Genomic DNA, 22,571 nt, shown 5'->3' on the forward strand with positions numbered 1-22,571 from the left:
GTAGAATTGCTATCAGATTACGGTTCGAGTTTGGCGCGCTGCAAAGCTTGGCGCAACGTTGCTAAATGGCTGGTGTGATCGACTTTCACCAAGCGCTGGGAATTGTACAAACTGCGGAACAATTGATTGTTTGCAGGTTCGTTCATTTTCATGAAAGCATTAACCAGCTTTTCCCGCATGGGTGCAGGAACGCTATCGTCTATCACAATTCCGTGGGCTGGAACTCCGGAGACTTTTTGCAGCACTCGCAACTGCTTGCCTTCTGCTGCTGTGATCCAAGGCGGCAGCAAAGCGTATTCCGAGACGGTTGCGACTTCTGCTTGACCTTTTAAAACTGCTTGCAAAGCGCTGCTGTAACCGTCGCCGTAGGTGACATTTCCGAAGAACGTTTCTAGCCTATCCGGCCCTGAAACTAATCCTTGACCGACCAATTCTCCAACTGGGAAAATAAATCCCGAACCGGAAGTTCGAGAGGTAAAAGCCATTTTTTTGCCTTTTAATTGTTCGAGAGTTTGCTTTGCCGAACCTTTAGGGCGTAGGGGACTGTCTTGGCGCACGACAAACACTGAATCGTAGGTATTTCCGCCGGAATAATCGCTGCGAACTTCGGCTAAATACATCCGCGCTTTGGCTAATTGTTCTGCTTTTAATGCCGCGCGGCCTGCTACAAATGCCACATCTGCTCTGTCGGCTCTCAAAGCTTCTACAGCGGCGGTTTCGTCGCCGATGACTGCTTCTACGGGCATTCCGATTTGTTTGGAAAGTATTTGCGCTACTTGATTGGCTTTATTTTGCAAATCTGTAGCATCTCTGCGGTTGGCAAATACGATTCTAATGCGATTTATAGGAGCTTGTGCTCTCAAATCTCGATCGCCCTTCGGGGTTGTCTGGGCGATCGGCCTCTTTCCGATTCCAACTGCATTCGCCGTCAAACCCGCTAGCAGCAGGAATCCCGCGCTAGCACCTGCTAGCACTTTTAACTTTACATTCATTAATCGCTCTCCTATGGCAGTACAAACGCAACTTTACTTTTTGATAGTAAGTTGCAATAAGTTTGATTTTAGTCTAAAGCTTTTTGAACAATTAAGCGCCACAGCTAATGATAAGAATTTTTAATAATTTTATAATAAAAACTTATGATTTAATGGTAGGAGTGAAGCGGGCAATGCGCACCCTACAAATAGAGTCCTCGATCGTCCCCATCTAAAATCTATGAGTGCCGATTTCTGTGCCCAAAATCCCTTGCCAGTCTGTTTCGCCGATGTGGAGGCGGCGGCAAAGCGCTTGCATGGCAAAGCTTTCAAGACACCGTTGCTGACTTCGGAAACTTTCAACAAACAGACGAATTCTCAGGTATTTTTCAAGTGCGAAAACTTTCAGCGGACGGGTTCGTTTAAATTTCGAGGTGCTTGCAATGCTTTGATGCAGCTATCTGAAGCCGAAAAACAGCGGGGAGTGCTGACTTTTTCTTCGGGAAATCACGCGCAGGCGATCGCCCTAGCGGGACAGTTGTTGGGAATTCCTGCTACTGTGGTGATGCCGGCAGACGCGCCAAAAGTCAAGCAAGAGGCGACTCGCGGCTACGGTGCGGAAATTATTTTGTACGATCGAACTCAAGTTTCCCGGGAAGAGCTCACCGCCAAAATTGCCGAGGAGCGACACTTGACAATAATTCCTCCTTATGACGATGCGCGGGTGATTGCGGGACAAGGTACGGCGGCGCTGGAATTAATCGCAGAAGTTGGGGAGTTGGATTTGCTGCTGGTTTGCTGTGGCGGCGGCGGTTTGCTATCGGGATGCGCGATCGCGGCTAAAACATTATCGCCGAAATGTAAAGTAATAGGAGTAGAACCGGAACAAGCAGACGATGCAGCGCGATCGTTCCGCACAAAAACGCTGCAAACTGTTACTAACCCGGATACGATTGCTGACGGCGCGCGCACGCCATCTTTGGGGAAATTAACCTTTCCTTTGGTGCTGCATTATGTTGATAATATGGCAACAGTTTCAGAAGAGGCAATTCGCAGCACAATGTTTTTTATGTGGGAACGCATGAAGATAGTTGTTGAACCGACAGGAGTGTTAGCGGCGGCGGCTTTGTTGTCAGGTGTTGTGCAGGCTAAAAATGCGAGGATGGGTGTGATTGTCAGCGGCGGAAATGTCGATTTGAAGGAAGCTGGTCACTTGTTTTCGCTGTAGTTAAGTCCGCCACTCTGTTAGTTCGTCAGTCCGAAACTCCCCCAGGGTTTAAAACCCCCGGCGGACTTCCGGGCAAATGCTAAATATTCATACCAAGGTCAAATATTTGGGTAAACGCACAACATTAACAGTTCGCGATCGCACCCCGACAAAGAAACCGGGTTTTTTACCTTGGGTGGGGGCTGCAACGCGTCTTTTCGTAAAAAAACCCGGTTTCTGGGCCCCGATGCGTAAGTCCTAATTAATATTGACAAATTTGACCAAAGTAAAGAGTTCTCTGATAAAATGCTTCCACCACAAACTTCGATCTAATAGCACAATGTCTTCAGAAACAAACTCAGCGGCTAAATCTACAACTGGTGCAGATGCGATCGATGTTGCGATCGCCTCTGGAATCGACTTTGACGGTACTCCGATTCCCAAGGCAAAATTAGACCTTTACGAGCAAGTGATGGGATTAGAAGCCGGGAGACAGCGCAGTGGCGTGTCGAATACCATGCGATCGCGCATTGTCAGAATCGGTGTCAAACATCTGCCTCAAAACGAGCTCGATAAAATGCTAGTTGCTGCTGACTTCGCACCGCTGAAAGATAAAGAAGTTGCGTTTTATTACGGCGGAAAGTAAAAATTATCTACCCTTTTAGACAGATGAACAGTCATCCCCAAATCGGTCAAACTTGGAACAAATCCTAGTAGAGGGTCAGTTTATGAACACTAACGGTAGTAAAGTCATCAGCAACCTCGAGTATGATTTGTTAACAGTTTTGCAAAACAAGTCGGAAGCTTTGAAAGCCTACGAAACTTACATGAAAGATGCTCAGGAAATGGGTTCTGCGCCTTGTGCCGAGCTGTTTCACAAATTGCAGCAAGCTGACATGGAACACGCGCAGGAAATTCGGCAGCACCTTCAAGAGGTAATGCAGAAAGGCAAGATGTAAAGCTGGTGCAACTCGCTGGGAAGTTATGAGTTAAATAGTTTGGGATTCACAACTCATCTTCAATTCCTTAAATTCTTTATCTACCGAGCGATTGAAACATCTGTCTGACCGCTAGAACAATCCCGCTTACAACTCTTAATTCATAACTAGCAACTCGCGATCTCAATCATTTTAATTTGAAGGACGGGTAGGGACTTAGGCTTTGCTTAAGTCCCTACCTATTTAGTCGCACAGGTTATAAAATCTCCGGTTTCAAAGCGCGTTCCATCAGCGATAAAACGGCTTGTTCTGGACTAATTTCACCATTTAATAAGCGATAAACTTGACTGGAAACTGGGACTTCTATTTCGCGTCGATTCGCTAAATCAATCAACACATTAGTAGTATTGACTCCCTCAGCAGTGCTCTGCAATTCCTGCAAAATTTGCTCTAAAGATTTGCCTTCCGCCAATCCGAAACCAACCCGATAATTGCGCGATAAAGGACTGTTGCAAGTAGCGAGCAAATCTCCCAAACCAGACAAACCGTAAAAAGTTTCTGCGCGAGCTCCCAAACGAACTCCCACCCGAATCATTTCCGGTAAAGCGCGAGTCAGCAAAGCAGATTTAGCATTAGTTCCTAATTGTAAACCGTCGCAAACACCAGCGGCGATCGCAAATACATTCTTCAAAGTTCCACCTAACTCAGTCCCCAGCGGGTCTTCATTCACATAAACCCGAAAAATATCGGAACTGTAAATATTTTGCACTTGCTTGGCCGCCGCTAAATCCGAACTCGCCGCTACCGTTGCAGCCGGCAATCCCTGCTGAATTTCCTCGGAAAGATTGGGGCCCGAAAGTACCACAATTGAATTGTTAGGAAAGGCATTTTGCCAAATTTGAGACGGAGTGCGCGTGCTCGCAGGGTCTAAACCTTTGGTGACAGTAACTATAATTGTACTGGGACTTAACTCTAAATCCAAAAGTCGATCGACTGTTTCTCCAACTCCTTTCATCGAAACTGCCGAAACGACAACATCCGCACCTGTTATAACTGATTTTAGATTAACAGAAGTGCGGCGCGACCACAAATTAACTCGATCGGCTTTTTTGCCTCCCAGATTGGCCAAGGCCGAACCCCAAGCACCTCCGCCTAATATTGTCAAGCTTGCCATAGAATTTAGTTTAATGAATTTAGATGTTACACCATTCTCAAGAACGGGCTAGAAGCCCGTTCCACAAGAAGATTGAATTTTTTTGTGGAACAGGCATCTTGCCTGTTCCTGACATTAGTGCAAGAAGATTGAATTTTTTTGTGGAACAGGCATCTTGCCTGTTCCTGACATTAGTGCAAGATGTGAAATGAACAAAGAAACAAAAACTCCCCTCCTACAAACGCGGGCGCAATCCATAATGACGGTAACGCCAATAATCGCGCAAAATGCGATCGTGATCGAAACATAATTGCTGGGGAATCTGCCAAGATTCAAAAATCTGTAAATTTTTAGCATCGTCGGCGGCTTGAGGTTCGCCCGTTGCAGAAGCCAAGAATACAATACTGATAGTGTGTTCGCGGGCGTCGCGATTGGGGTCGGAATAAACGTAAAATTGCTCAATTAATTCTACATTCAAGCTGGTTTCTTCTAAAGCTTCGCGTTTTGCCGCCGTTTCTACCGCTTCCCCGTAATCGACAAAGCCGCCGGGAATTGCCCAGCCGTAGGGAATATTGCGGCGTTCGATGAGTATGATCGGGCGGTGCGGGCGATCGGCTAATTCGATGATAATATCAACTGTAGGAGCGGGATTTTTGTAAGTCATTTGCAAAGGAAGAAGGAAGGCACGACACGGATTTTGACACGGATACACGGATTAATTTCAACGGGTTCGGAGTTCCTTCTTCCTGCTGAATTATGCTAAACCGCGAATTAGTACGCGCTGCTTTTGCAAAACCTCTGCATACAGCTTTTCCAACTCAGTAATATTCTGACTGAGAGTGTATCGCTCCATCGCTCGTTGGCGTGCTTTTTGACCGAGCAGCATTCCCAACTCAGGATGGTCGCAAAACAGCGGCAGCAAGGTTTGCAACTGACTCCGTACCCGCTGAGTGTTCAAAACTATCCCCGCGCCTTCCTCCAAGGCCTCGCCGTCAGCACCGGCATCGGTTGCCAAACAAGCTAAACCGCAGGCCATCGCTTCCAGCAGCGACAGCGACAGTCCCTCCACCAAAGAAGGCAAAATAAATACGTCTGCACCCCGCAGAATTTCGATCCGGCGTTCCTCCTCGGCAACAAATCCGAGCCACACAATGCCATCATCTTCGCCGTAAAACAGTTGCAGCGAGGCTGCTAGGGGCCCGTCGCCTACGATCGCCAATACGTTCCCAGGGCCAAAATTGCACTGTTTCCATGCCTTGAGCAAAGCCTCGACATTTTTCTCCTGGGCAATGCGGCCTTGGTAAACAAAAATTCGATCGGCCTTTAATTGCGACTTCAACCCCGAAGGCCCGGGCGAATACTTAACCGCGTCTACTCCGTTGGGAATCACGGCTACCCGTTCTTCCGGCACTCCCAAGCGCACCAAAATATCTCGCTGAATGTAAGAAAATACGATCGTCGAGTCGTAGTGAGCCAAAAACGGAGCGTACAGTTGATACATCAGGTGTTGGGTTCCCGATGTCAAATTCCGCAATTTGCGATCGAACGGCGGGTGAAAAGTCGCTACCAAAGGCAAATTCAATTCTTGACAAATTTCCGGCAGCAAAAAGTCTAGAGGCGAAAGCGTCAGGGAAGCGTGAACAACATCGGGTTTCAGCCGCCGCAGAGATTTCATCAGCACTGTGCGGGATTTGAGAGTGGGAATCGTATAAATTTGCGATTTGTAGTGACAGGGTAAAGAGACTTCGTTGCAACTAGCGGGCGAAAGCGAATTGGTATATGAGGTTTGAGCAATTCCCTTTCCCCACGAACCATTTGCCATACTCCACGCTGTATTGTTCCTGTCCAGCGGGCCCGCTTCTTGGGCAAAGTGCAGGAAACTGACCTGGTATCCCCGGTCTAATAGTGCGTTGGTGACTTCCCTGGAGTAAGTGACGTTACCGCAAAAAGGTGATTTTTTTCCTAGCCAAGCGATGTGCATTCCAGTAAATCAGAGTTTGTTATTTTTTAGATTCGATCGACTTTGCTATTAGTGCTACGGGAAATATACCAGGTTAAGACACCCCCAGCGATCGCTAATCCTGCTAAAGCCAAAAATACTGTCGGCAAACCCAGAAATGTTTCTGCTACCCCGGCCAAACCCAATGGTAAACTCAAAGCGATATTAGTGGCATTGTTTTGCAGGCCGAAGACTTTTCCCCGCATTTCTTCTGGGGTTTCTGCTTGAATTGTAGTCTGCATGGGCACTCCCACCAATGAGGCAAATAAACCCAACAAGGTAATGAACAGCACCGAGATCCACAAATGCTGTGTAAATGCAGAAAGACCCATCAGAGCAAGTGCCATGCCGATCGATCCGATTAAACTCAGTTGGGAGTGAGAAAATTTGTGGCCGAGATAGCCGACTGTCGCCGCCCCAGCAGCCATGCCAACGCCCACTGCCGCCAGCAAAAAGCCAAATTGCGACGCTTTCATACCGGGGAGGATTTCTGCCAGCCGAACTGCTAGAACTGCCAAGGCTGCAAAAATGGAAAATAGAATAATTAGTTGAATTAAAGCATTGCGGACTTTCGGTTGATCGTTGATGTAACGCAGGCCGTCTCGCAAATCTGCTAGGGGGTGCGGCGGTTCGTGTTCGACTTCGTTTTTTTCGCCTGTTTTCATCGACAGCAACAGCACTCCGGCGAAGGCGTAACTTCCGCCTACTACTAATTCTTTGCCGATGCCGAGTCCGCCGCCGAGGTTGGAAAATAGGGTGTCGGCTAAAGCTAGTAAGGGTTCTCCGACTGCGAAGCCAATAATCACCGAACCCATCATGGTTGTGGTGTAGAGGGAGTTTGCCGATAGCAGGTGGCGGCGTTCCACAATTAGGGGAATCACTGACTGTTCTGCTGGGGCGAAAAATTGAGTTAGGGTCGAGACTAGGAATGTCACTAGCAGCAGCAAGCAGAATCCGAGCGGCAGTTGACCGAGTTCCCACCCGTCAGAGATCCACAGCAGCAGGGGCAATGTTAAAACGAAGCCTCCCCGCAGCAGGTTTGTGGCTACGAGCACTGCTTTTTTCGACCACCGATCGACATACACGCCCGCGGCAGCCCCGAACAGCACTGCGGGAATGGTAAAGGCGATCATGATTGCCGATACCCACCTGCTGATGGTTTGATCTGGCGCTTGAAAGCGGCTGGCCACTAGGGCGATCGTCAGTACGAGATAAACTTTATCTGCTAGTTGAGAGAAAACTTGCCCGCTCCACAGTGCTAGAAAATTTGGGTTTTTGAGCACTGGCAGAAATCCTGTTTCTTTTTCGGGAGTTTCGGCTACTGCTTCCGAGACTTCTGCTGCTGGCTCTGGTGTGGGAACCGGGGGGATTGCTTCGGTTTCTTGGCTTTTGCCGTTGTTCCAGTCTGTTTCTGGAGTTGTGGGGTATTTATCCATTTCTGGGTCTGGGACGTTGCTCCATTGTCGATCGGCGGAGACGGGATAAGAGTCAAACTCTGGAAAATTTTCTCGTTCTTCCATCTTGTGGTGGGTTACGGCTAAAACAGATATTGTCAAATCAGAATCGGACAGTCGCATCATAGAATTTGGGGTGGATGGCCTGGGGTGGTTGAGGTTGGGGGAATGGGAATTTGAATTTGAGGTGTTAACCCCTAAGTTTATTAATAATCTCGTAACTTTATCTCTATCTATTATCTGATGTCGCAACAACCTTGAGAATTTACCTGAAATTGCCTACAGGTTCGGGTATCCCCCCGGCTGGAGGTGCGATGTACGATCGCCCCTTCACCTATTTAAATCCACACTCAAAATTTAAAACTCAAAACTCTCTAGGTAGGTGTCGATCGAGCTTCCCGAACGAATCGTGCAACCTAAATGATACTGGGCATATTGTCGCAAAATATTTTCTACTGATACCCAAGGTGTTCGATCGGCAATCCCCTCTCCTAGTTCTGCACTAGCCAACTGTTGCAGCGCTGCTAATTCCTTAGCATTAATCTCGAAATTTGTCAAGTGTTTGCTGCCATTAGTTTGCCGGGAACGGGAGGCGGATTTGTACAAGCTACCGATTTCGGAAGAGAGTTCTGCCTCTAGGTTAGCTAGCTCGGACAAGCTGAAGGTTCCCCCAGAGGGTATACTAAACCCGGTTTGCCAGTTCGGATCGCTGAAATTTGGGATCAGGGGGCGTCTGGTGGCGCAGCAGACTTGGACTTGGGGCGCGACGCCTGCTAAGGCTAGCAGGTGAAAAATGCCGTGGCTGAGGTGGGCGACAAGCACGGCGGCGGATTCGATTTCTGTGCGATCGGACAAACGCTCCAAACGGCTCAAATGTTCGCCCAACAACCAAAAGAGTTCTTCTTGGGGCTCGTCGGAAAGGGCCGTGGCGATCGCCAATTCGGCCAGATATTGCGCGGCTGCGAGTTTCCCGAGGTTGCGGCTCAAACCCGGATAGGATTGTACCGTGTCGGCTTGGGTAATTTTGTCGAGCGATCGGCCTTTGGCAATTAGCAATTCGTTGACGACAAATAATTCGCTTCTACCGCCGATAGTCGATCGTTGTTTGCGAACACCCGGTGCTACGGCTCGAATTAAGCCGAATTCCCGCGTCAAAATTGTCAGCACTCGATCTGATTCGCCGATGGGCGCACTCTTAAGATTGATTCCAGTTGCTTTGTAAGTTCGAGTCACTCGATTTTAGATTTTAGATTTTAGATTTTAGATTTAGAAGGACAGTAGCAAAAACAGTCCGCGACGCAGAACTTTTATTAGCTACTCGTTACCAGGCTCTGCCTGGTAACGCAGATCCAGAGGCTCTGCCTCCTAATCCCAGCCGAGGCAGAGCCTCTAAATATGGATTCCCAGGCAGAGCCTTGGAACCAGTTAATGACTAATGACAATTGCCCACTGTCAACTGTCAACTGTCTAATGACTTTTATCTAAATTATCGCGCTGGCGGAGTAATTCCGGGCCACGAGAAGTCCCCAAACGAGTTGCCCCAGCTACTACCAAATCTAGAGCTTGTTCGTGAGTGCGAATTCCGCCGGCCGCTTTAATCCCGATCCTGCCCTTAGTAACTTCCTTCAGGAGTCGCACATCGTCAACTTTCGCCGGGCCAAAAAAGCCAGTGTTGGTTTTGATGTAAGCCACACCAGCTTCCATGCAAATCTCAGCCGCTAATTGTTTTTCGGCATCCGAAAGGAGAGAACTTTCGATAATTGCTTTGATGGTGAGATTAGTTTCTTCGCAAATTTGGGCTAATTCCCGGTGGAATTCGTCGATTCTTCCAGCTTTCAACAATCCTAAGTTAACGGAGACATCTAACTCTACGGCTCCATTATCTGCAGCTTCTAGAGCTTCGTAAAGTTTCACAGTTGAAGTCGAAGCACCGGTGGGAAAACCTATAACTGTACAGACTTTGGGACGTTTGCCGTGCAGCAGCTCAACTGCTTGTCTGACGTAGGCGGGATACACGCAAACTGTGACAAAGCCAAATCTCTCTGCTTGTTGGCAACAGTGTTCTACTTGCTCTGGCGTAGCGGTGGGGTCGATCAGGCCGTAGTCGATAAAGGGGGCAATATCGATGTCTGGCTGGTTTGCAGCCATTATTTTTTTCTCCGAAGTAACTACTTTATTAAGTATGTATCGAATTTACCAATCTTCGGTCGAAAGCAGCCCGGGTACAACCCCCCGGATTCATCCGTGAGGTCGCTTTCTCCAATTCTTCAATCTAAAATCTAAAATCTAAAATCTAAAATCGATTGACTTTACTCGGGGCCTGAGCGAGCACAAATACTCAATTCGCTGCTCGTCGTAAAAACGCTTGTGGGAATTGGTTCACCTATTTTTGCCAAAAAAAATATATTTTGATATCTGCCTTTAGATACATTTTGGATCTTTCTTTAGGTATACTTTGTTAAAAGGAGTTGCGGTAGAGCCTGCGTCAGCTACGCTAGGGCAGAGCCTGGTAGCGTCTACTGTTTTTACTCTTAGTAGTGCTTTAAAAACATCAAAGCCAGTGCCAAGCATGAATCATTTAGAACTCGAACAAGAAATTGGAAAGATGGCTAGAGCGATGATGACTCGCAATAGCTTAATTGGTAAAGATTTGATTGCCGATCTCAGAGGGCGGCTGTCTGTTGACAGTGTAGCTGCTTTGATGATTGTCAGTATTGAGCGTTTGATTTGGTCTGACTGCGAGTCGGTGATCTGGAGTTTGAGTTATTTGATTCCTGCTGACGTGATGGAAGAAATTCGCCGGATTACGGCGCTGGTTGTTTGCCAGCGGTTGATGGGCAAGGGTTTTGTGCTGGGGAAGGATTTTAGTATTGATGCTGCTGGCAGATTGCTGTTGAGCGAGAATGCTAAAACAGCGGTTGTGGTTGCTTGAATTGGGCAAGCAGAAGTAGGAGCTATAAGGGTTATGAGATTTGCAGTTGGACTTTGGGCGCTCCAGCACTCTTTGTGTGACTGCAAACTTAATTCGGGATGCGGTAATAGTTGCCTGATGCACGCAGATTTAAGATTCGCAGCAGCTCTCAAAAACGATGAGTGCGGTTAGCAGAAAGAGCATTTTACGAGAGGAAAATAGTTATTTTGGAGGATCAATGGTTGAGGTTGTTACTAGCAGTGTGTACGGGCGATCGCCTTGTATCAAAAATTTCAGATTTTTAGTGGAATTACCGTTTAAATCCCGGTATTGTTTCATATAAAATCAGTCTTAAGATAGATGCGAAGTATTATGAACTTAATTCAAAACTTGGAAGCCGCTTGGTATTACCATCTGGGTTCGCGCCACCTCGAAGCTAACGATAATGATGGTGCTCTGGTCAACTTTAACAGAGCTGTGAAGTTGCAATCGGATCATTATAAGGCTTGGTTTGGGCGAGGTATGGCTTTGGGGAACTTAGAACGGCACTTAGAGGCCTTGAAAAGTTTTGATGAGGCTTTGGTAGTGGAGCCGAATGCGAGCTTTGGCTGGCACAACCGGGCTATTGCTTTAGGAAAGTTGGGCCGCTGGTTGGAGGCTCTCAACAGTTTTGACAGGGCTCTGGAGTTCAATCCCTGCGCAGCTAGTATTTGGCACAACCGGGGACTGACGCTGATTGATATGGGGCTTTACGATAAGGCGGTTCTGAGTTTCGATCGCTCTTTAAAATTATACCCGGAGGCTGCTTGGGCGTGGTACAACCGAGGTAATGCTCTGTTGGAACTCAAGCTTTACTATCAGGCGCTCAACAGTTTTGACAGGGCGATCGAGTTTAACCCTGACGATGCGAAGGCTTGGTACAATCGCGGTCTAGCGGCCAACTCAATGGGACTTTACAAACAAGCAGTGGCTAGTTTTAGCCGGTCGCTCGCTCTGAAACCCGGCAGAGCCGAAGCTGTGGGCGAACGGAGAGTTGCTTTGGGGAAATTAGTAGGTTTAAATCAGACAAATGCCAAGTTCACTCCCACATCTGAGTCTCCCTTTGAAGATTATTTAATTTGGTATAACTGCGGTGTGGAATTGGCGCGAAAAGGCTGCTACTCGGAGGCGATTGCTTGCTACGAAATTGCTTTAGAAATAAATCCTGATTTTGCTAATGCTTTTTACAATAAAGCTTGTTGTTATGCGCTACTGGGATTTGCTGATTTGGCCCTTGACAATTTGCAGCGGGCTGTGGAGTTTATCCCTAATTTATACCGAGAGCTAGCTTTAGCTGACTCGGATTTAAGCTGCATTTGGAAACAAGAACGTTTTGAAGCGCTGATCCAAGGTTGATTTTAGGCAAAAAAACAGCTCGCCGATCGGGCGAGCTTTTCTGCTTGGGGGGCGCAAATTCGATCGCCCGAAAGTATTTGTGCGATCTTTGCTATTGCACAGAAACTCTGATGGAGGGCTTGACCGGCCTCTTGGCAACTACGATCACCCGGTAAGTGCCGGATTCCGGTAGTTGAGCAAAAGTTTGACCTTCGCCTTGATCCAGGAGTTGTCCCGACGGAGATTCGATCGCCAGATCTAGATTTTTGTTGCTAGCTGTCACCCTAATTGTCTGTCCCTGCTTGCCTTGAACCGTGATGGGCTGGATTTGGTAGCCGGACATTTTGAGTTTAATTGTGGCTTCTTTTTCCCTGAATGCTATGGGAATTGCGCGATCTGGTCTATAAGTCCACTTGGCGTTAAAGTCGCGTCCGAGTACAAAGCTGCTGGTTTCACCTTTCGGGATAACTCGCACGCGGTAGATGCCGGACTCTGGCAACTGACCAATCCATTGATTGTCTGCTTTTTCAATAACCCCCATATTTTCACCATTGGGACTGTAAAGTTCGGCTTTCAGTTGTCCCGCCCACAGCGAGAGAGTGAGTTCTCGCCCTTTGACGCCTTCAAAAATATAGGTGGTGGGTTGGTTGATGGTTTCTCGAATTTCCGAGGTTGACATTCGCTCGATGGGTTCGAGCTTTGGAACTGCGGCAGATGTAGGGGCTTTGTTAATGGTTTCTGTAATTTCCGAGGCAGCCATCAGCTCGCTCGGTTCAAATTTTGGGGCTACTGGGCTGGCAAATACTGATTTTGCCGTCATCATCAGTAGCATTCCAGTCAGTAAAATTAGTTTTTTCATGTCGCACTTCCGAGGGGGGTAAGGAGTTGTATATGGTTACTTGTGTTTGCCTGTTTTCACCGGATCTAATCTGGCGATCGCACAGAGGCTACAGCAGCATAGAGGATACACGTAAATATCTCGTACTTGCACAAAAACTGATGGTAGCAGATTGGCAGTTCGGGAGCTAAGTAGTAGCCTCAGTTTTTCGGGACATTTCAATCATACTCCCTACACATAATATCATTAGAGAATATTAGTAATTTGGTCGAGGAAAATTCAAGCTGTTTCGGAGGATCTTGCTTAAAAAATTCCCCCACCCAAAAAACGCGGTGTTTTGGATTCTGGCTCTGCCTTACTACTAGAAAACGGCTAGCACCCCCCACGGGGTAACAGCCCCTAGTCTTACTTAGTTTTTGACGATCGACTAATTATCAGTCCTGGACGCACACACTCTACCTGTAAGGTGCGCAGTGCGCACCTTACCACTTGTAATGGCGGGTGCCGGTTAGTACCTCTGATACAAACGAGTTTACCGGGGCACTTACCCGCCCTCCCCCACGAGGTTAATCTGTACTACGAACCTGCGAGGATTTTCAGGTAAGCTTGTACTGTGTTGGACAACCCCATTTCTAGCGCTTCAGCAATTAAAGCATGACCAATTGATACTTCGAGTATATCAGGAATAGAGCAAAATTTAGCTAAGTTTTGCAAATTTAAATCATGTCCGGCATTCACTCCCAAACCTGCTGATTGAGCGGCTTGAGCTGCTAAGAAATATTGTTGAAAAACAGATTCTACTTTACCTTCGCGAAAAGCAGTTGCGTAGGGTTCCGTGTACAATTCTACTCTGTCTGCTCCCACTTCTTTTGCTAGCGGCATGATAGCAGGATCTGCGTCCATAAACAGGCTGACTCTGATGCCGTTGTTTTTGAGTTTTTCAATAATTGGTAAGAGCCGATCGCGATTTTCGGGAATATTCCAACCGCTATCGGATGTTAGCACGTCTGGAGCATCCGGGACTAAGGTACACTGAGCCGGTTTTACGTCGCAAACTATATCCATAAATGGCGGCTGAAACGGATTTCCTTCGATGTTGAACTCGACAGTTAGCATTTTGGCTAATTCGTAAACATCGGTAGCTTTGATGTGCCTTTCGTCGGGGCGGGGATGGACTGTAACGCCGTGAGCTCCGGCAGCAATTACTGTTTTTGCGGCTTCCGTAACGCTGGGGATGCCGATGTTTCGAGAGTTTCTGAGGAGGGCGATTCTGTTGATGTTGACGCTGAGTTTTGTCACGAGATGTTACTCTTTAAGGTTGATGCTACTATATTAATCGCTTTCGGTACGAAACCTGGAGCCTATTGCGGTAGGGTTAGGGTGTTATCAAAGTAAAAATTAGCTTCTGCAAGCGGTAAACTTTCTGCAAAAAAAGCTTCAGCTATTCGCTGTTTTGCTGCCAAATCTTCAAGGTTGGCAATGCAGAAAAGCGGTGCGATGCGATCGACTATTTCGGGCGGAAAATCTCGGCTGAAATATTTGAGTTCAAAGTCGTATCTGTGCGGACGGTAAATCATGCCCAGCAGTTCGACTAAGGGTAGAAGCGTCCAGTTGTGATAGTTGCCGATCGCATCTACTAAATGTCCGCGATAAATCTCTTTTTTTACCAGAGGTTGCAGCAAATCAAAAAGGATTTTAATCTCGTTGAATCGGGTTTGCATTTGGGATAAATGCTGGTTTTTATCCAAAAGAGGCGGTACAATTAGATTAACTTTGTCAAAGGCGATCGGGACTTGTCCGTGTCTCTCTATTTCCAGAAAATCGTTGCGGCTGCTGCGCCGGAAAACGGCAAAATCAATTAGCAAAAACGGCGGGGTTTGTTTGAGCCGCCAGAAGCACTGCGACTGACCGTGCCAAGCGGGTTCGGGAACTCGATATTTGAGTTGGATTTCGCCAATTTCGGCGAGGGCTTTTTCCACAATATCAAATGTTTTTTCCACGCAGTTATCTTCAACCACAACCGCAATATCGAGGTCTGACCACTCGTCGGTGTATCCGTGGGCTGCTGAACCTCCTTGCCACAAAGCGAGAACAAAATCTAAAGGTTGTAAGGTTGAAACAATCTTTTCGAGAATGATTTGTCTCATGGAATCAAGCTATACTGTTTGTTTTCCCTGGCTTGCACAAGTTTAACAAACGATCGCGTGTTGAGATTGCTCCGCGACAGTTCTCCGAGGAGTTGCTAATGCTTCCGGTTGTACACTGCTACCAAAAATTACACGGGAAGCTGCAAGGGAAAGTGGCAATCTTTGGGAAAGTGCGATCGCCCGCGATTGAAAATCAGCCTTATATTGTCAGAATCAGAAACTTGCCCGCTGTCCGGTAACATGAGAAAGGATTAATTTTTAACAGCGCGGCATGGCTACTATTTGGGAACTCGACTTTTACAGCCGTCCAATCATAGACGAGCGAGAGAAAAAAAAATGGGAAGTGTTGATCTGCGAAAGCCCGCTGAAGGTAGGCGACAAGGCCGAATCTCTGTTTCGCTACTCGCAATTCTGCTCCAGTTCTACCGTAAATTCCCTGTGGCTGGCGGGTGCAATTAAAGAGGCGATCGCCGCAGCACCGAAACGACCCGAAAAAATCCGCTTTTTCCGCCGCCAAATGGGGAACATGATTACTAAAGCCTGCGAGGAGTTGGACATTCCCGCCGCCTGCAGCCGCCGCACCCTCGCCCTCAGCCTGTGGCTGGAAGAACGGATGCAAGACGTTTATCCCGCCGAACCGGGCTATCAAAAGGTTGTGAACCCGAGCGTTCAATTTGTACCCGAAACGCCAGTTGCGCTGCCGGATGCTTTAATCGGCGAAAAATGGGCGTTTGTGAGTTTGCCGATCGCCGCTTTTGACGAAATGTCCGAGTGGGATATCGGATTTGGCGAAGCTTTCGGGCTGCCGATGACAGGCTTGGGCCCGGAAACGCAAATTCCGGGACTGATTATCTACTCGTCGAGAGCAACAGCTTTGGCAGGTTGGATGTCGGGTTTAGAGTTGGCTTTTCTCAAATTTGAAAGCGGCCCGCCCGCTAGGCTGGTATTAGATACCGGAGCTAACGATCGCTGGATTTTAGCTAATCTCAGAGACGCAGCAACTGAGAGAGAAGCGAAAAGATTTGAAGCCGCGAAAAAGCAAGCAAAACAAGTACATTTTTTAGCAATTCAGTCGAATCCCGAATCGGAATCTTTTGCAGGATTTTGGCTGCTGCACGAACTAACTATTTAGTCGCTCGCTTGGCAATAACTGATATCTGGCAGCATTCTCAATCAGATTTAAGCAACCTGGTTTTTTCAGGAGAAATCTCGGCTTTCAGATCTGACCCGCAGCAAGAAAGCCGGTTTCTGACCGCACCCAAAAACGGATACCGTGCCACGTATTCCTGTCGTGGAAAGCTCGAAATTTTAGATTATAGTTCAAGTTCCCACATTCATCTGTGGAGTAAATCTAAAACCTAAAATCTAAAATCTAAAATCGACTGATGGGATTGGCAAGATGCAAACAATCACAAATGCGTAGAATCTTGTTATGGCGCATTGCACCAGTTTCTCAAAAGAATCTAAATGTAAACCCGTGCACCCAACCCATATCCAGTAAGTTATTGCCAATTCTTTAATCGAAAATCGAAAATCGGCAATCGAAAATCGAATCGCCCATTACCAACCACCGACAACAATGACCAACGACCAATCAGCAGAACAACTGCTAGAATTAGCCACCAAAGCAGGTGCAGAAGCTGCCGAGGTATTGGAATCGCAATCGCTCTCGCGGCCGGTCTTTTTTGAAGCAAACCGCCTCAAACAGCTAGAAACCGCCCAAGCAGAAGGCATTGCCCTGCGGCTGTGGCGGGATGGGCGGCCGGGTTTGGCGGTGGCCTACGGGCCCGTGGAACCGCAAATTTTGGTGGACAGGGCGATCGCGCTTTCGCAACTCAACGAACCGGAAACCATCGAACTCGGCACCGGTGAGAAAGTTGTTTATCCCGATCGCGGAGTGTCGGTGCCGGCCGAACAGCTAGTAAACTGGGGAAAAGAGGCGATCGCGACCGTCCGCGAAGCCTATCCCGAAAGCCTCTGCACCGCCGAACTCGACTGCGAAATCGAGAGCACCCGCTTGGTGAACACCAAAGGCTTGGATTCGAGTCACACCGACACCACCCTCAGCGGTTACTTGTCAGCAGAATTAGTGCGGGGCGAAGATTTCCTCAACATTTGGGAAGGCGAAACCCAACGCGGTAGCCTCGACTTAAACACGAGTGCCAAGCGGGTTTTGCAGCGTTTAGAATGGGCGAAAGATAATGTGGCTCCCGCCACGGGCCGCGTGCCGGTGTTATTTACAGCCAAAGCAGCCGATTTGCTGTGGGGGACTGTCTGTGCCGCGTTGAACGGCAAACAGGTACTCGAAGGCGCTTCGCCTTGGAGCGATCGATTGGGCCAACAAGTGACATCGCCGCTTGTCACCCTCTCGCAGCAGCCGGATATCGGGCCCTATAGCTGTCCTTTTGACGACGAAGGTACTCCGACTCGGGCGATCGTCTTTATCAACAGCGGAGTGTTGCAGCTATTTTATACCGATCGCACCACAGGTCGAGCCTTGGGCAGCGGCACCACCGGCAACGGGTTTCGCCCCGGTTTAGGCAGCTATCCCACCCCGAGTTTGTTCAATATTTTGATTAAACCAGGTTCGCTTTCGTTAATCGATTTAATCGCTCAATTAGACGACGGAATTGTAGTCGATCAAATGCTTGGCGGCAGTGCCGGAATTTCCGGCGATTTTTCAATTAACGTCGATCTCGGCTACCGAGTCAAAAAAGGTCAAATAGTCGGCAGAATCAAAGATACAATGGTAGCCGGCAACGTCTACAGCGTCCTCAAACAATTAGTAGAATTGGGAGGAGACTCCGAGTGGAATGGTTCTTGCCACACACCGTCTGTAATTGTAGAGGGATTGTCTGTCATCGGCAAGAATTAAAGTCATTTGTTATTTGTTATTTACTAGAAATTAGCAATTAGCAATTAGCAATTCCCAATTCCCAATTCCCAATTCCCAATTCCCAATCCACACACATACTATGCGTATTTGTTTTATCGGCGATTCTTTTGTAAACGGTACTTGCGATCCCAAATGTCTCGGTTGGACAGGACGGATTTGCGCTGCCGCTTGCGGACAAGGACACGATATTACCTACTACAATTTAGGAATAAGGGGACAAACCAGTGCCGATATAGAAACTCGTTGGTTCAACGAAATTTCTGGCCGCTTACCTCACTACGGCGACGGCAGAATAGTATTTTCCTTTGGCGTCAACGACACTCACCTAGAAAACGAAAAACTTCGCATAGAAGTTGAAAAATCCATTGATAATGCTCGTTCTATTCTCAGATCAGCCCAAGAAATATTTCCAGTATTAATGGTAGGGCCACCGCCAGTTATTGATGCCGATCGCACCAGGCGGATTGCCAACTTATCTGAACAGTTTTCCCAAGTTTGCAACGAGTTAAATGTGCCTTATTTAGATGTTTGCACCCCGCTGCAAAACTCGGAAATTTGGCAAAAAGAACTTACCGAAAACGATGGCTCCCATCCAGGCGCCGCCGGTTACGCTGAATTGGCGAAAATAGTGCACAATTGGGACGGTTGGAAAGCTTGGTTTAAAAATATCAATATCTCAGATCAAGAGACAGTAACGCTGTTCCGAGCCGTCGGCAAAAAAGAAATGGAACTGATTAAAGAAAGCGATTTTCTGGCATTTCCGCCACGCTTATCCTTTCAGCCTACTTTTTATCCCGTACTTCACAAAGCCTATGCCATACAAATCGCGAGAGATTGGAATACAAGAGATGCAGCATCGGGATATTTCGGCTATGTCACGCGCTTTCGGGTTGCGGCAGAATTCTTAAAAAAATATCCAGTTCAAAATGTGGCCAGTTCGATTCACCAAGAATATTGGATTCCCGCAGAAGAATTGGCTCAATTCAATCAAAACATTGTCGGAAAAATTGAAATTTTTGCTGAATATCAACCCTAAACTAGGAGCGAAGTATGCTTGAATTAAATCAATTTGAAGTTGTGAGCTTTGACTGCTACGGTACTCTGATAGATTGGGAAAGGGGGATATTGTCCGCCTTGAAACAATTGCTGTCAAATCGGGAAATTGATTTCACCGATGACGGCATTTTAGAGCTTTTTGCTGAATATGAATCAGAACTAGAAAACCCAAATAATCCTTATATAAGATATGGGGAGATTTTGCAAGAAATAATGAAAAAGTTCTGTCAAAAACTTAATTATGCACCGACAGAAACAGAAATCAACTGTTTGGTTGATTCCGTCAAAAATTGGCAACCATTTCCCGATACCGTTGCAGCCTTGGAAGCACTCAAGCAGAAATACAAACTGGCAGTAATTTCCAATATTGACGATGACTTGTTTGCTGGTACTGCCAAACACTTAAAAGTTGAACTCGACTGGTTGATTACTGCGGAACAAGTGCGATCGTACAAACCGTCAACTCGCAACTTTGAAATAGCCCTAGAAACAATGGGAATTTCTGCTGACAAACTCCTGCACGTTGCTCAGAGCATCTATCACGACATTGTACCGGCCGCATCAATGGGAATCTCAACAGTTTGGGTAAATCGGCGACACGACAAAACAGGATCTGGGGCAACAATGCCGGCTAGGGGCAAGCCAGATTTAGAAGTCCCCGATTTAAAAACATTGGTGGAAATGATACGGTAAACAACCGCAGATTAACGCAGATTAATTCTCTAAATCTGCGTTAATCTGCGTGGATCTGCGGTTAAAAAGTTCCTCCAAATTTATGCCGTACATTACTATCCCTAAACAACTTAGGGAACCTTCCAGGGTCATCAAATCTCAACTGTTTTTACGACCGAAACGCCTCGCTATTTTTGAAGCTTGTCTGATCGGCTTAGTGGCCGGACTGGCAGGCGTTTTGCTAAAGTCAGGAGTCGGATGGCTCGGCAGTTGGCGAGTTGCTACCTCGACAATAATTCCAGCTTGGATATTGCTTCCGGCTGTCGGTTTATTCGGTGGGTTCCTGACAGGTTTTTTGGTAGAACGTTTTGCTCCCGAAACTGCCGGCAGCGGCATTCCTCACGTCAAAGCTGCTCTCGGTGGAGTCAATCTTTCCTTAGATTTGCGAGTAGCTGTCGCCAAACTGCTGACCACTATTTTAGCAGTTGGTTCCGGTTTAACTTTAGGAAGGCAAGGCCCGACTGTGCAAATAGGAGCATCTTTGGCCGGCTGGATCGGTCACTTGATGCCTACTTCTCCAGACTACCGCCGACAATTGATTGCTTGCGGTGCTGCTGCGGGATTGGCTGCTGGCTTCAATGCTCCCATTGCAGGAGTTTTGTTTGTAGTGGAAGAACTGCTGCACGACGTTTCGGGATTGACTTTAGGGCCTGCAATTATCGCTTCATTTATCGGTGCAGTTGTCTCGCAGCTTTTGGGCGGCGATAGTTTAAATTTGAACCTTCGCGAGTACCCCAGCAGTTTTGAAGCTCAGGAAATTCCGTTCTACATACTGTTAGGAGTTTTAGCGGGATTTCTGGGAGCTTTGTTCAGCAAAGGGATTATTGCTAGCTTGCAATTTAACAGGCGATCGCTCAAATTAGCTTTGCCAGTGCGAGTGGCTGTAGCTGGCATAATCTGCGGTTCAGTAATAGCTTTTCTTCCAGAAACTTTCCGCAACAATACGGGTTTGCGGGAGTTTCTGCTGACGGGTGAAGCAAGCGGGATAACGAGTTTAATTGCTTTTGTAGCTCACTTTTTCCTGACAATTATTTCCGCTGCTTCTGGAGCTCCGGGAGGATTGTTCTCCCCTTCTCTAGTTATGGGTTCTGCACTCGGTCACATGGTGGGCATTGTGCAGGCAGATTTATTGGGTGTCGGTTTGCCCGTAACTTACGCTTTGGCGGGAATGGGAGCGTTTTTTTGCGCGGTTACTAGAGCGCCGATTACTGCGGTAGTAATTGTCTTTGAAATTACGGCGGATTTCAAATTAGTGCTGCCTTTGATGATCTGTTCTGTAGTTGCTTATTTAGTCGCGGAAAAAGTAGACAGTGGCTCGCTGTACACTCACCTTTTGGAGTTTAACGGCATTCAACTGACGCAGGCAAAAGCTGCGAGCAATACTTTGAGCGACTTGCACGCAGATGACGTGATGCAGAGCCGAGTTGAAACTCTTTCGAGTTTGCTGACTTTCGATGAAGTGATGCAGGCATTTTCGCGATCGCACCACCGAGGATTTCCAGTAGTGGAAGATGGAAAATTAGTCGGAATTGTCAGTCAAACCGATTTGGCAAATGCCAGCGAGCGCAATTTATCCGGCAACTCGCTGCTCAAAGAATTTATGACTCCACAGCCGATCGCAGTCAAAGCAAGCGATACTTTAAGCGAGGTATTGTACAGGCTCAACAACTACAATATCAGCCGCTTGCCCGTCGTAGAAGGCCGCCGTTTGGTGGGAATTATTACCCGCAGCGACATTATCCGAGTTGAATCCGATCGCCTCAGCGGAGAAACAACCCAGGGCCCGCATCCAGAACCTTCCTATGTAGTCTATCAAACCAGAGATCCGCAAGTCGGAAACGGCCGCTTATTAGTGCCGCTTTCCAACCCCCAAACAGCACCCGCTTTGCTGCGGCTGGCTGCGGCGATCGCGCGCGATCGCAATTACGAATTAGAATGCCTGCAAATCATCTTAGTACCGCGCAACAGTTCCCCCTCTGAAACCGCAGTGCGGACGACCAAAAGCCGCCGCCTGCTGCAACAAGCCGAACGAATTATTCGCAATTTGAACTTGCCGGTACACACCCAAATACGGGTAGCTCATGACGTGCCTCACGCGATTTTAGAGACTATTAAGGAGCGACATATCGATTTAATTTTAATGGGATGGCAAGGCGAAACATCCACCACAGGACGCATTTTTGGCGATGTGGTAGATACCGTAATTCGGCAAGCAGGCTGCGAGGTTATTTTGGTTAAATGGAGCGAAAAAATATTAGCAAACCGCAAGAAAAATGAGTTTTCGCCTACTTTGAGCGGGCGGAAATATGCGTCTGTAGAATGGCAGTTAAATGCCGAAGGAGTTGACGGCGCAGATAATCCTGCATTGCCGATCGTCTCCGATTCGCCAGCGACTCCAGAGACTGAATTTTCCCCGCCGAATGCAGACATTCGGGCCCCAGAATTGGGACTGCACACGCTGATGGGTTTGCACCGCTGGTTGGTGCCAATTCGCGGCGGTTACAAGCAAGCTGCGGCTTTGCGGCTGCTACCGGCTTTGGTGGCTGCGAGTGCTGTACCGGAGATTAAATTGTGTCAGGTTCACCAGCCTTCTGTTTCAGAACCCGATCGCGGGGAATTAAAACAAGCGGCGGAGTTTATCAAGCGCAGGGTTAGCTGTTCGATCGTAGCGACTTCGGTTTGCGCTACATCGGTTTCTGATGCTTTAATTGATTTGGCTCAGAACGATCAGTGCGATGCGATCGTCCTGGGAGCGAGCCGCGAAGGGCTGCTGAAGCAGGTGATTCAGGGGAACATTCCGGAAGCTGTGGCGCGCGGTTGCGACTGTACAGTCATTTTAGTGCGATCGGCTTCTTAGTCATTGCTAATGGGGAATGGGGAATGGGGAATTGGGAA

General features: G+C 47.7%; 22 protein-coding genes. 12 read left to right on the plus strand and 10 right to left on the minus strand.

All coding sequences use genetic code 11. The annotated features are described in order from the left end of the window. Positions 1-17 precede the first annotated feature (17 nt). Entirely contained in the window at positions 18-992 is a 975-nt protein-coding gene (locus QUB30_RS06175) for a phosphate/phosphite/phosphonate ABC transporter substrate-binding protein (RefSeq protein WP_333330601.1), read from the minus strand. Positions 993-1,212: 220 nt separating this feature from the next. On the opposite strand from QUB30_RS06175, the gene QUB30_RS06180 reads away from it, so the two are divergent. From QUB30_RS06180 to QUB30_RS06190, 3 genes are all read left to right on the plus strand, one after another. Then, the gene (locus QUB30_RS06180; RefSeq protein WP_333330604.1) at positions 1,213-2,199 is read left to right on the plus strand and encodes a threo-3-hydroxy-L-aspartate ammonia-lyase; all 987 of its coding nucleotides are present in this window, start codon (positions 1,213-1,215) and stop codon (positions 2,197-2,199) included. Positions 2,200-2,518: 319 nt separating this feature from the next. Next, entirely contained in the window at positions 2,519-2,824 is a 306-nt protein-coding gene (locus QUB30_RS06185) for a small RNA NsiR4-regulated ssr1528 family protein (protein WP_333330607.1), read from the plus strand. A gap of 82 nt (positions 2,825-2,906) precedes the next feature. Further along, positions 2,907-3,137 (plus strand): hypothetical protein, encoded by a 231-nt coding sequence (locus tag QUB30_RS06190; RefSeq protein WP_333330609.1) that lies wholly within the window; start codon positions 2,907-2,909, stop codon positions 3,135-3,137. Between the two features lie 235 nt (positions 3,138-3,372). Here QUB30_RS06190 and QUB30_RS06195 read toward each other — a convergent pair whose 3' ends face one another. The 6 genes from QUB30_RS06195 to deoC form a co-directional block, all read right to left on the minus strand. Then, the gene (locus QUB30_RS06195; RefSeq protein ID WP_333330614.1) at positions 3,373-4,290 is read right to left on the minus strand and encodes an NAD(P)H-dependent glycerol-3-phosphate dehydrogenase; all 918 of its coding nucleotides are present in this window, start codon (positions 4,288-4,290) and stop codon (positions 3,373-3,375) included. Positions 4,291-4,504: 214 nt separating this feature from the next. Then, a complete protein-coding gene (locus QUB30_RS06200; RefSeq protein WP_333330616.1) occupies positions 4,505-4,933 on the minus strand; it encodes an NUDIX hydrolase in 429 nt (142 codons plus the stop codon). Positions 4,934-5,023: 90 nt separating this feature from the next. Beyond that, entirely contained in the window at positions 5,024-6,250 is a 1,227-nt protein-coding gene (locus QUB30_RS06205; RefSeq protein ID WP_333330619.1) for a glycosyltransferase family 4 protein, read from the minus strand. A gap of 26 nt (positions 6,251-6,276) precedes the next feature. Further along, positions 6,277-7,848: an MFS transporter gene (locus QUB30_RS06210; protein ID WP_333330622.1), complete on the minus strand. Its 1,572-nt coding sequence runs from the start codon at positions 7,846-7,848 to the stop codon at positions 6,277-6,279. Between the two features lie 231 nt (positions 7,849-8,079). Beyond that, positions 8,080-8,955 (minus strand): DNA repair protein RecO, encoded by an 876-nt coding sequence (recO, locus tag QUB30_RS06215; protein ID WP_333330625.1) that lies wholly within the window; start codon positions 8,953-8,955, stop codon positions 8,080-8,082. A gap of 234 nt (positions 8,956-9,189) precedes the next feature. Beyond that, complete coding sequence (gene deoC, locus QUB30_RS06220; protein WP_333330628.1) at positions 9,190-9,870, minus strand: deoxyribose-phosphate aldolase; 681 nt, start codon at positions 9,868-9,870, stop codon at positions 9,190-9,192. 421 nt (positions 9,871-10,291) lie between these two features. Here deoC and QUB30_RS06225 point away from each other — a divergent pair, with 421 nt between their 5' ends. Both QUB30_RS06225 and QUB30_RS06230 read left to right on the plus strand, forming a co-directional pair. After that, positions 10,292-10,654 carry a hypothetical protein gene (locus QUB30_RS06225; RefSeq protein ID WP_333237624.1) on the plus strand — a complete coding sequence of 121 codons (363 nt, stop codon included), beginning with the start codon at positions 10,292-10,294 and terminating at the stop codon, positions 10,652-10,654. Positions 10,655-11,005: 351 nt separating this feature from the next. Beyond that, entirely contained in the window at positions 11,006-12,028 is a 1,023-nt protein-coding gene (locus tag QUB30_RS06230; protein WP_333330631.1) for a tetratricopeptide repeat protein, read from the plus strand. A gap of 91 nt (positions 12,029-12,119) precedes the next feature. On the opposite strand, the gene QUB30_RS06235 is transcribed toward QUB30_RS06230, so the two are convergent. Beyond that, the gene (locus tag QUB30_RS06235; protein ID WP_333330634.1) at positions 12,120-12,866 is read right to left on the minus strand and encodes a hypothetical protein; all 747 of its coding nucleotides are present in this window, start codon (positions 12,864-12,866) and stop codon (positions 12,120-12,122) included. Positions 12,867-12,898: 32 nt separating this feature from the next. Here QUB30_RS06235 and QUB30_RS06240 point away from each other — a divergent pair, with 32 nt between their 5' ends. Further along, complete coding sequence (locus QUB30_RS06240; RefSeq protein WP_333330636.1) at positions 12,899-13,036, plus strand: hypothetical protein; 138 nt, start codon at positions 12,899-12,901, stop codon at positions 13,034-13,036. 385 nt (positions 13,037-13,421) lie between these two features. Here QUB30_RS06240 and QUB30_RS06245 read toward each other — a convergent pair whose 3' ends face one another. Together QUB30_RS06245 and QUB30_RS06250 are read right to left on the minus strand one after the other, a co-directional pair. Then, positions 13,422-14,144, minus strand: a complete 723-nt coding sequence (locus QUB30_RS06245; protein ID WP_333330639.1) for a pyridoxine 5'-phosphate synthase — start codon at positions 14,142-14,144, stop codon at positions 13,422-13,424. Between the two features lie 62 nt (positions 14,145-14,206). Further along, entirely contained in the window at positions 14,207-14,992 is a 786-nt protein-coding gene (locus tag QUB30_RS06250) for a nucleotidyltransferase domain-containing protein (protein ID WP_333330642.1), read from the minus strand. Between the two features lie 98 nt (positions 14,993-15,090). On the opposite strand from QUB30_RS06250, the gene QUB30_RS06255 reads away from it, so the two are divergent. The 6 genes from QUB30_RS06255 to QUB30_RS06280 all read left to right on the plus strand — a co-directional run bounded on the left by QUB30_RS06255 (position 15,091) and on the right by QUB30_RS06280 (position 22,533). Then, positions 15,091-15,231 carry a hypothetical protein gene (locus tag QUB30_RS06255; protein WP_333330645.1) on the plus strand — a complete coding sequence of 47 codons (141 nt, stop codon included), beginning with the start codon at positions 15,091-15,093 and terminating at the stop codon, positions 15,229-15,231. Positions 15,232-15,263: 32 nt separating this feature from the next. Then, positions 15,264-16,124 carry a Tab2/Atab2 family RNA-binding protein gene (locus QUB30_RS06260; RefSeq protein ID WP_333330648.1) on the plus strand — a complete coding sequence of 287 codons (861 nt, stop codon included), beginning with the start codon at positions 15,264-15,266 and terminating at the stop codon, positions 16,122-16,124. A 447-nt stretch (positions 16,125-16,571) separates the two neighbouring features. Then, complete coding sequence (locus QUB30_RS06265) at positions 16,572-17,867, plus strand: TldD/PmbA family protein (RefSeq protein WP_333330651.1); 1,296 nt, start codon at positions 16,572-16,574, stop codon at positions 17,865-17,867. 100 nt (positions 17,868-17,967) lie between these two features. Continuing rightward, positions 17,968-18,924: a GDSL-type esterase/lipase family protein gene (locus QUB30_RS06270; protein ID WP_333330654.1), complete on the plus strand. Its 957-nt coding sequence runs from the start codon at positions 17,968-17,970 to the stop codon at positions 18,922-18,924. A gap of 14 nt (positions 18,925-18,938) precedes the next feature. Continuing rightward, positions 18,939-19,637 (plus strand): haloacid dehalogenase type II, encoded by a 699-nt coding sequence (locus tag QUB30_RS06275; RefSeq protein WP_333330657.1) that lies wholly within the window; start codon positions 18,939-18,941, stop codon positions 19,635-19,637. Between the two features lie 82 nt (positions 19,638-19,719). After that, positions 19,720-22,533 (plus strand): chloride channel protein, encoded by a 2,814-nt coding sequence (locus QUB30_RS06280; protein ID WP_333330661.1) that lies wholly within the window; start codon positions 19,720-19,722, stop codon positions 22,531-22,533. Positions 22,534-22,571 lie beyond the last annotated feature (38 nt).

The organism is Microcoleus sp. BROC3, from assembly GCF_036702515.1.
In the GTDB taxonomy this organism is placed as follows: domain Bacteria; phylum Cyanobacteriota; class Cyanobacteriia; order Cyanobacteriales; family Microcoleaceae; genus Microcoleus.

What these genes read in the sequence shown, in the direction of transcription:
- QUB30_RS06235 (WP_333330634.1), bottom strand. Translation starts at nt 12,866, where the DNA reads ATGAAAAAACTAATTTTACTGACTGGAATGCTACTGATGATGACGGCA.
- QUB30_RS06260 (WP_333330648.1), top strand. Translation starts at nt 15,264, where the DNA reads ATGGCTACTATTTGGGAACTCGACTTTTACAGCCGTCCAATCATAGAC.
- QUB30_RS06210 (WP_333330622.1), bottom strand. Translation starts at nt 7,848, where the DNA reads ATGATGCGACTGTCCGATTCTGATTTGACAATATCTGTTTTAGCCGTA.
- QUB30_RS06230 (WP_333330631.1), top strand. Translation starts at nt 11,006, where the DNA reads ATGAACTTAATTCAAAACTTGGAAGCCGCTTGGTATTACCATCTGGGT.
- QUB30_RS06180 (WP_333330604.1), top strand. Translation starts at nt 1,213, where the DNA reads ATGAGTGCCGATTTCTGTGCCCAAAATCCCTTGCCAGTCTGTTTCGCC.
- QUB30_RS06195 (WP_333330614.1), bottom strand. Translation starts at nt 4,290, where the DNA reads ATGGCAAGCTTGACAATATTAGGCGGAGGTGCTTGGGGTTCGGCCTTG.
- QUB30_RS06250 (WP_333330642.1), bottom strand. Translation starts at nt 14,992, where the DNA reads ATGAGACAAATCATTCTCGAAAAGATTGTTTCAACCTTACAACCTTTA.
- QUB30_RS06190 (WP_333330609.1), top strand. Translation starts at nt 2,907, where the DNA reads ATGAACACTAACGGTAGTAAAGTCATCAGCAACCTCGAGTATGATTTG.
- QUB30_RS06275 (WP_333330657.1), top strand. Translation starts at nt 18,939, where the DNA reads ATGCTTGAATTAAATCAATTTGAAGTTGTGAGCTTTGACTGCTACGGT.
- QUB30_RS06175 (WP_333330601.1), bottom strand. Translation starts at nt 992, where the DNA reads ATGAATGTAAAGTTAAAAGTGCTAGCAGGTGCTAGCGCGGGATTCCTG.
- QUB30_RS06280 (WP_333330661.1), top strand. Translation starts at nt 19,720, where the DNA reads ATGCCGTACATTACTATCCCTAAACAACTTAGGGAACCTTCCAGGGTC.
- QUB30_RS06225 (WP_333237624.1), top strand. Translation starts at nt 10,292, where the DNA reads ATGAATCATTTAGAACTCGAACAAGAAATTGGAAAGATGGCTAGAGCG.
- QUB30_RS06255 (WP_333330645.1), top strand. Translation starts at nt 15,091, where the DNA reads ATGCTTCCGGTTGTACACTGCTACCAAAAATTACACGGGAAGCTGCAA.
- QUB30_RS06205 (WP_333330619.1), bottom strand. Translation starts at nt 6,250, where the DNA reads ATGCACATCGCTTGGCTAGGAAAAAAATCACCTTTTTGCGGTAACGTC.
- QUB30_RS06270 (WP_333330654.1), top strand. Translation starts at nt 17,968, where the DNA reads ATGCGTATTTGTTTTATCGGCGATTCTTTTGTAAACGGTACTTGCGAT.
- QUB30_RS06240 (WP_333330636.1), top strand. Translation starts at nt 12,899, where the DNA reads ATGGTTACTTGTGTTTGCCTGTTTTCACCGGATCTAATCTGGCGATCG.
- QUB30_RS06200 (WP_333330616.1), bottom strand. Translation starts at nt 4,933, where the DNA reads ATGACTTACAAAAATCCCGCTCCTACAGTTGATATTATCATCGAATTA.
- deoC (WP_333330628.1), bottom strand. Translation starts at nt 9,870, where the DNA reads ATGGCTGCAAACCAGCCAGACATCGATATTGCCCCCTTTATCGACTAC.
- QUB30_RS06185 (WP_333330607.1), top strand. Translation starts at nt 2,519, where the DNA reads ATGTCTTCAGAAACAAACTCAGCGGCTAAATCTACAACTGGTGCAGAT.
- QUB30_RS06265 (WP_333330651.1), top strand. Translation starts at nt 16,572, where the DNA reads ATGACCAACGACCAATCAGCAGAACAACTGCTAGAATTAGCCACCAAA.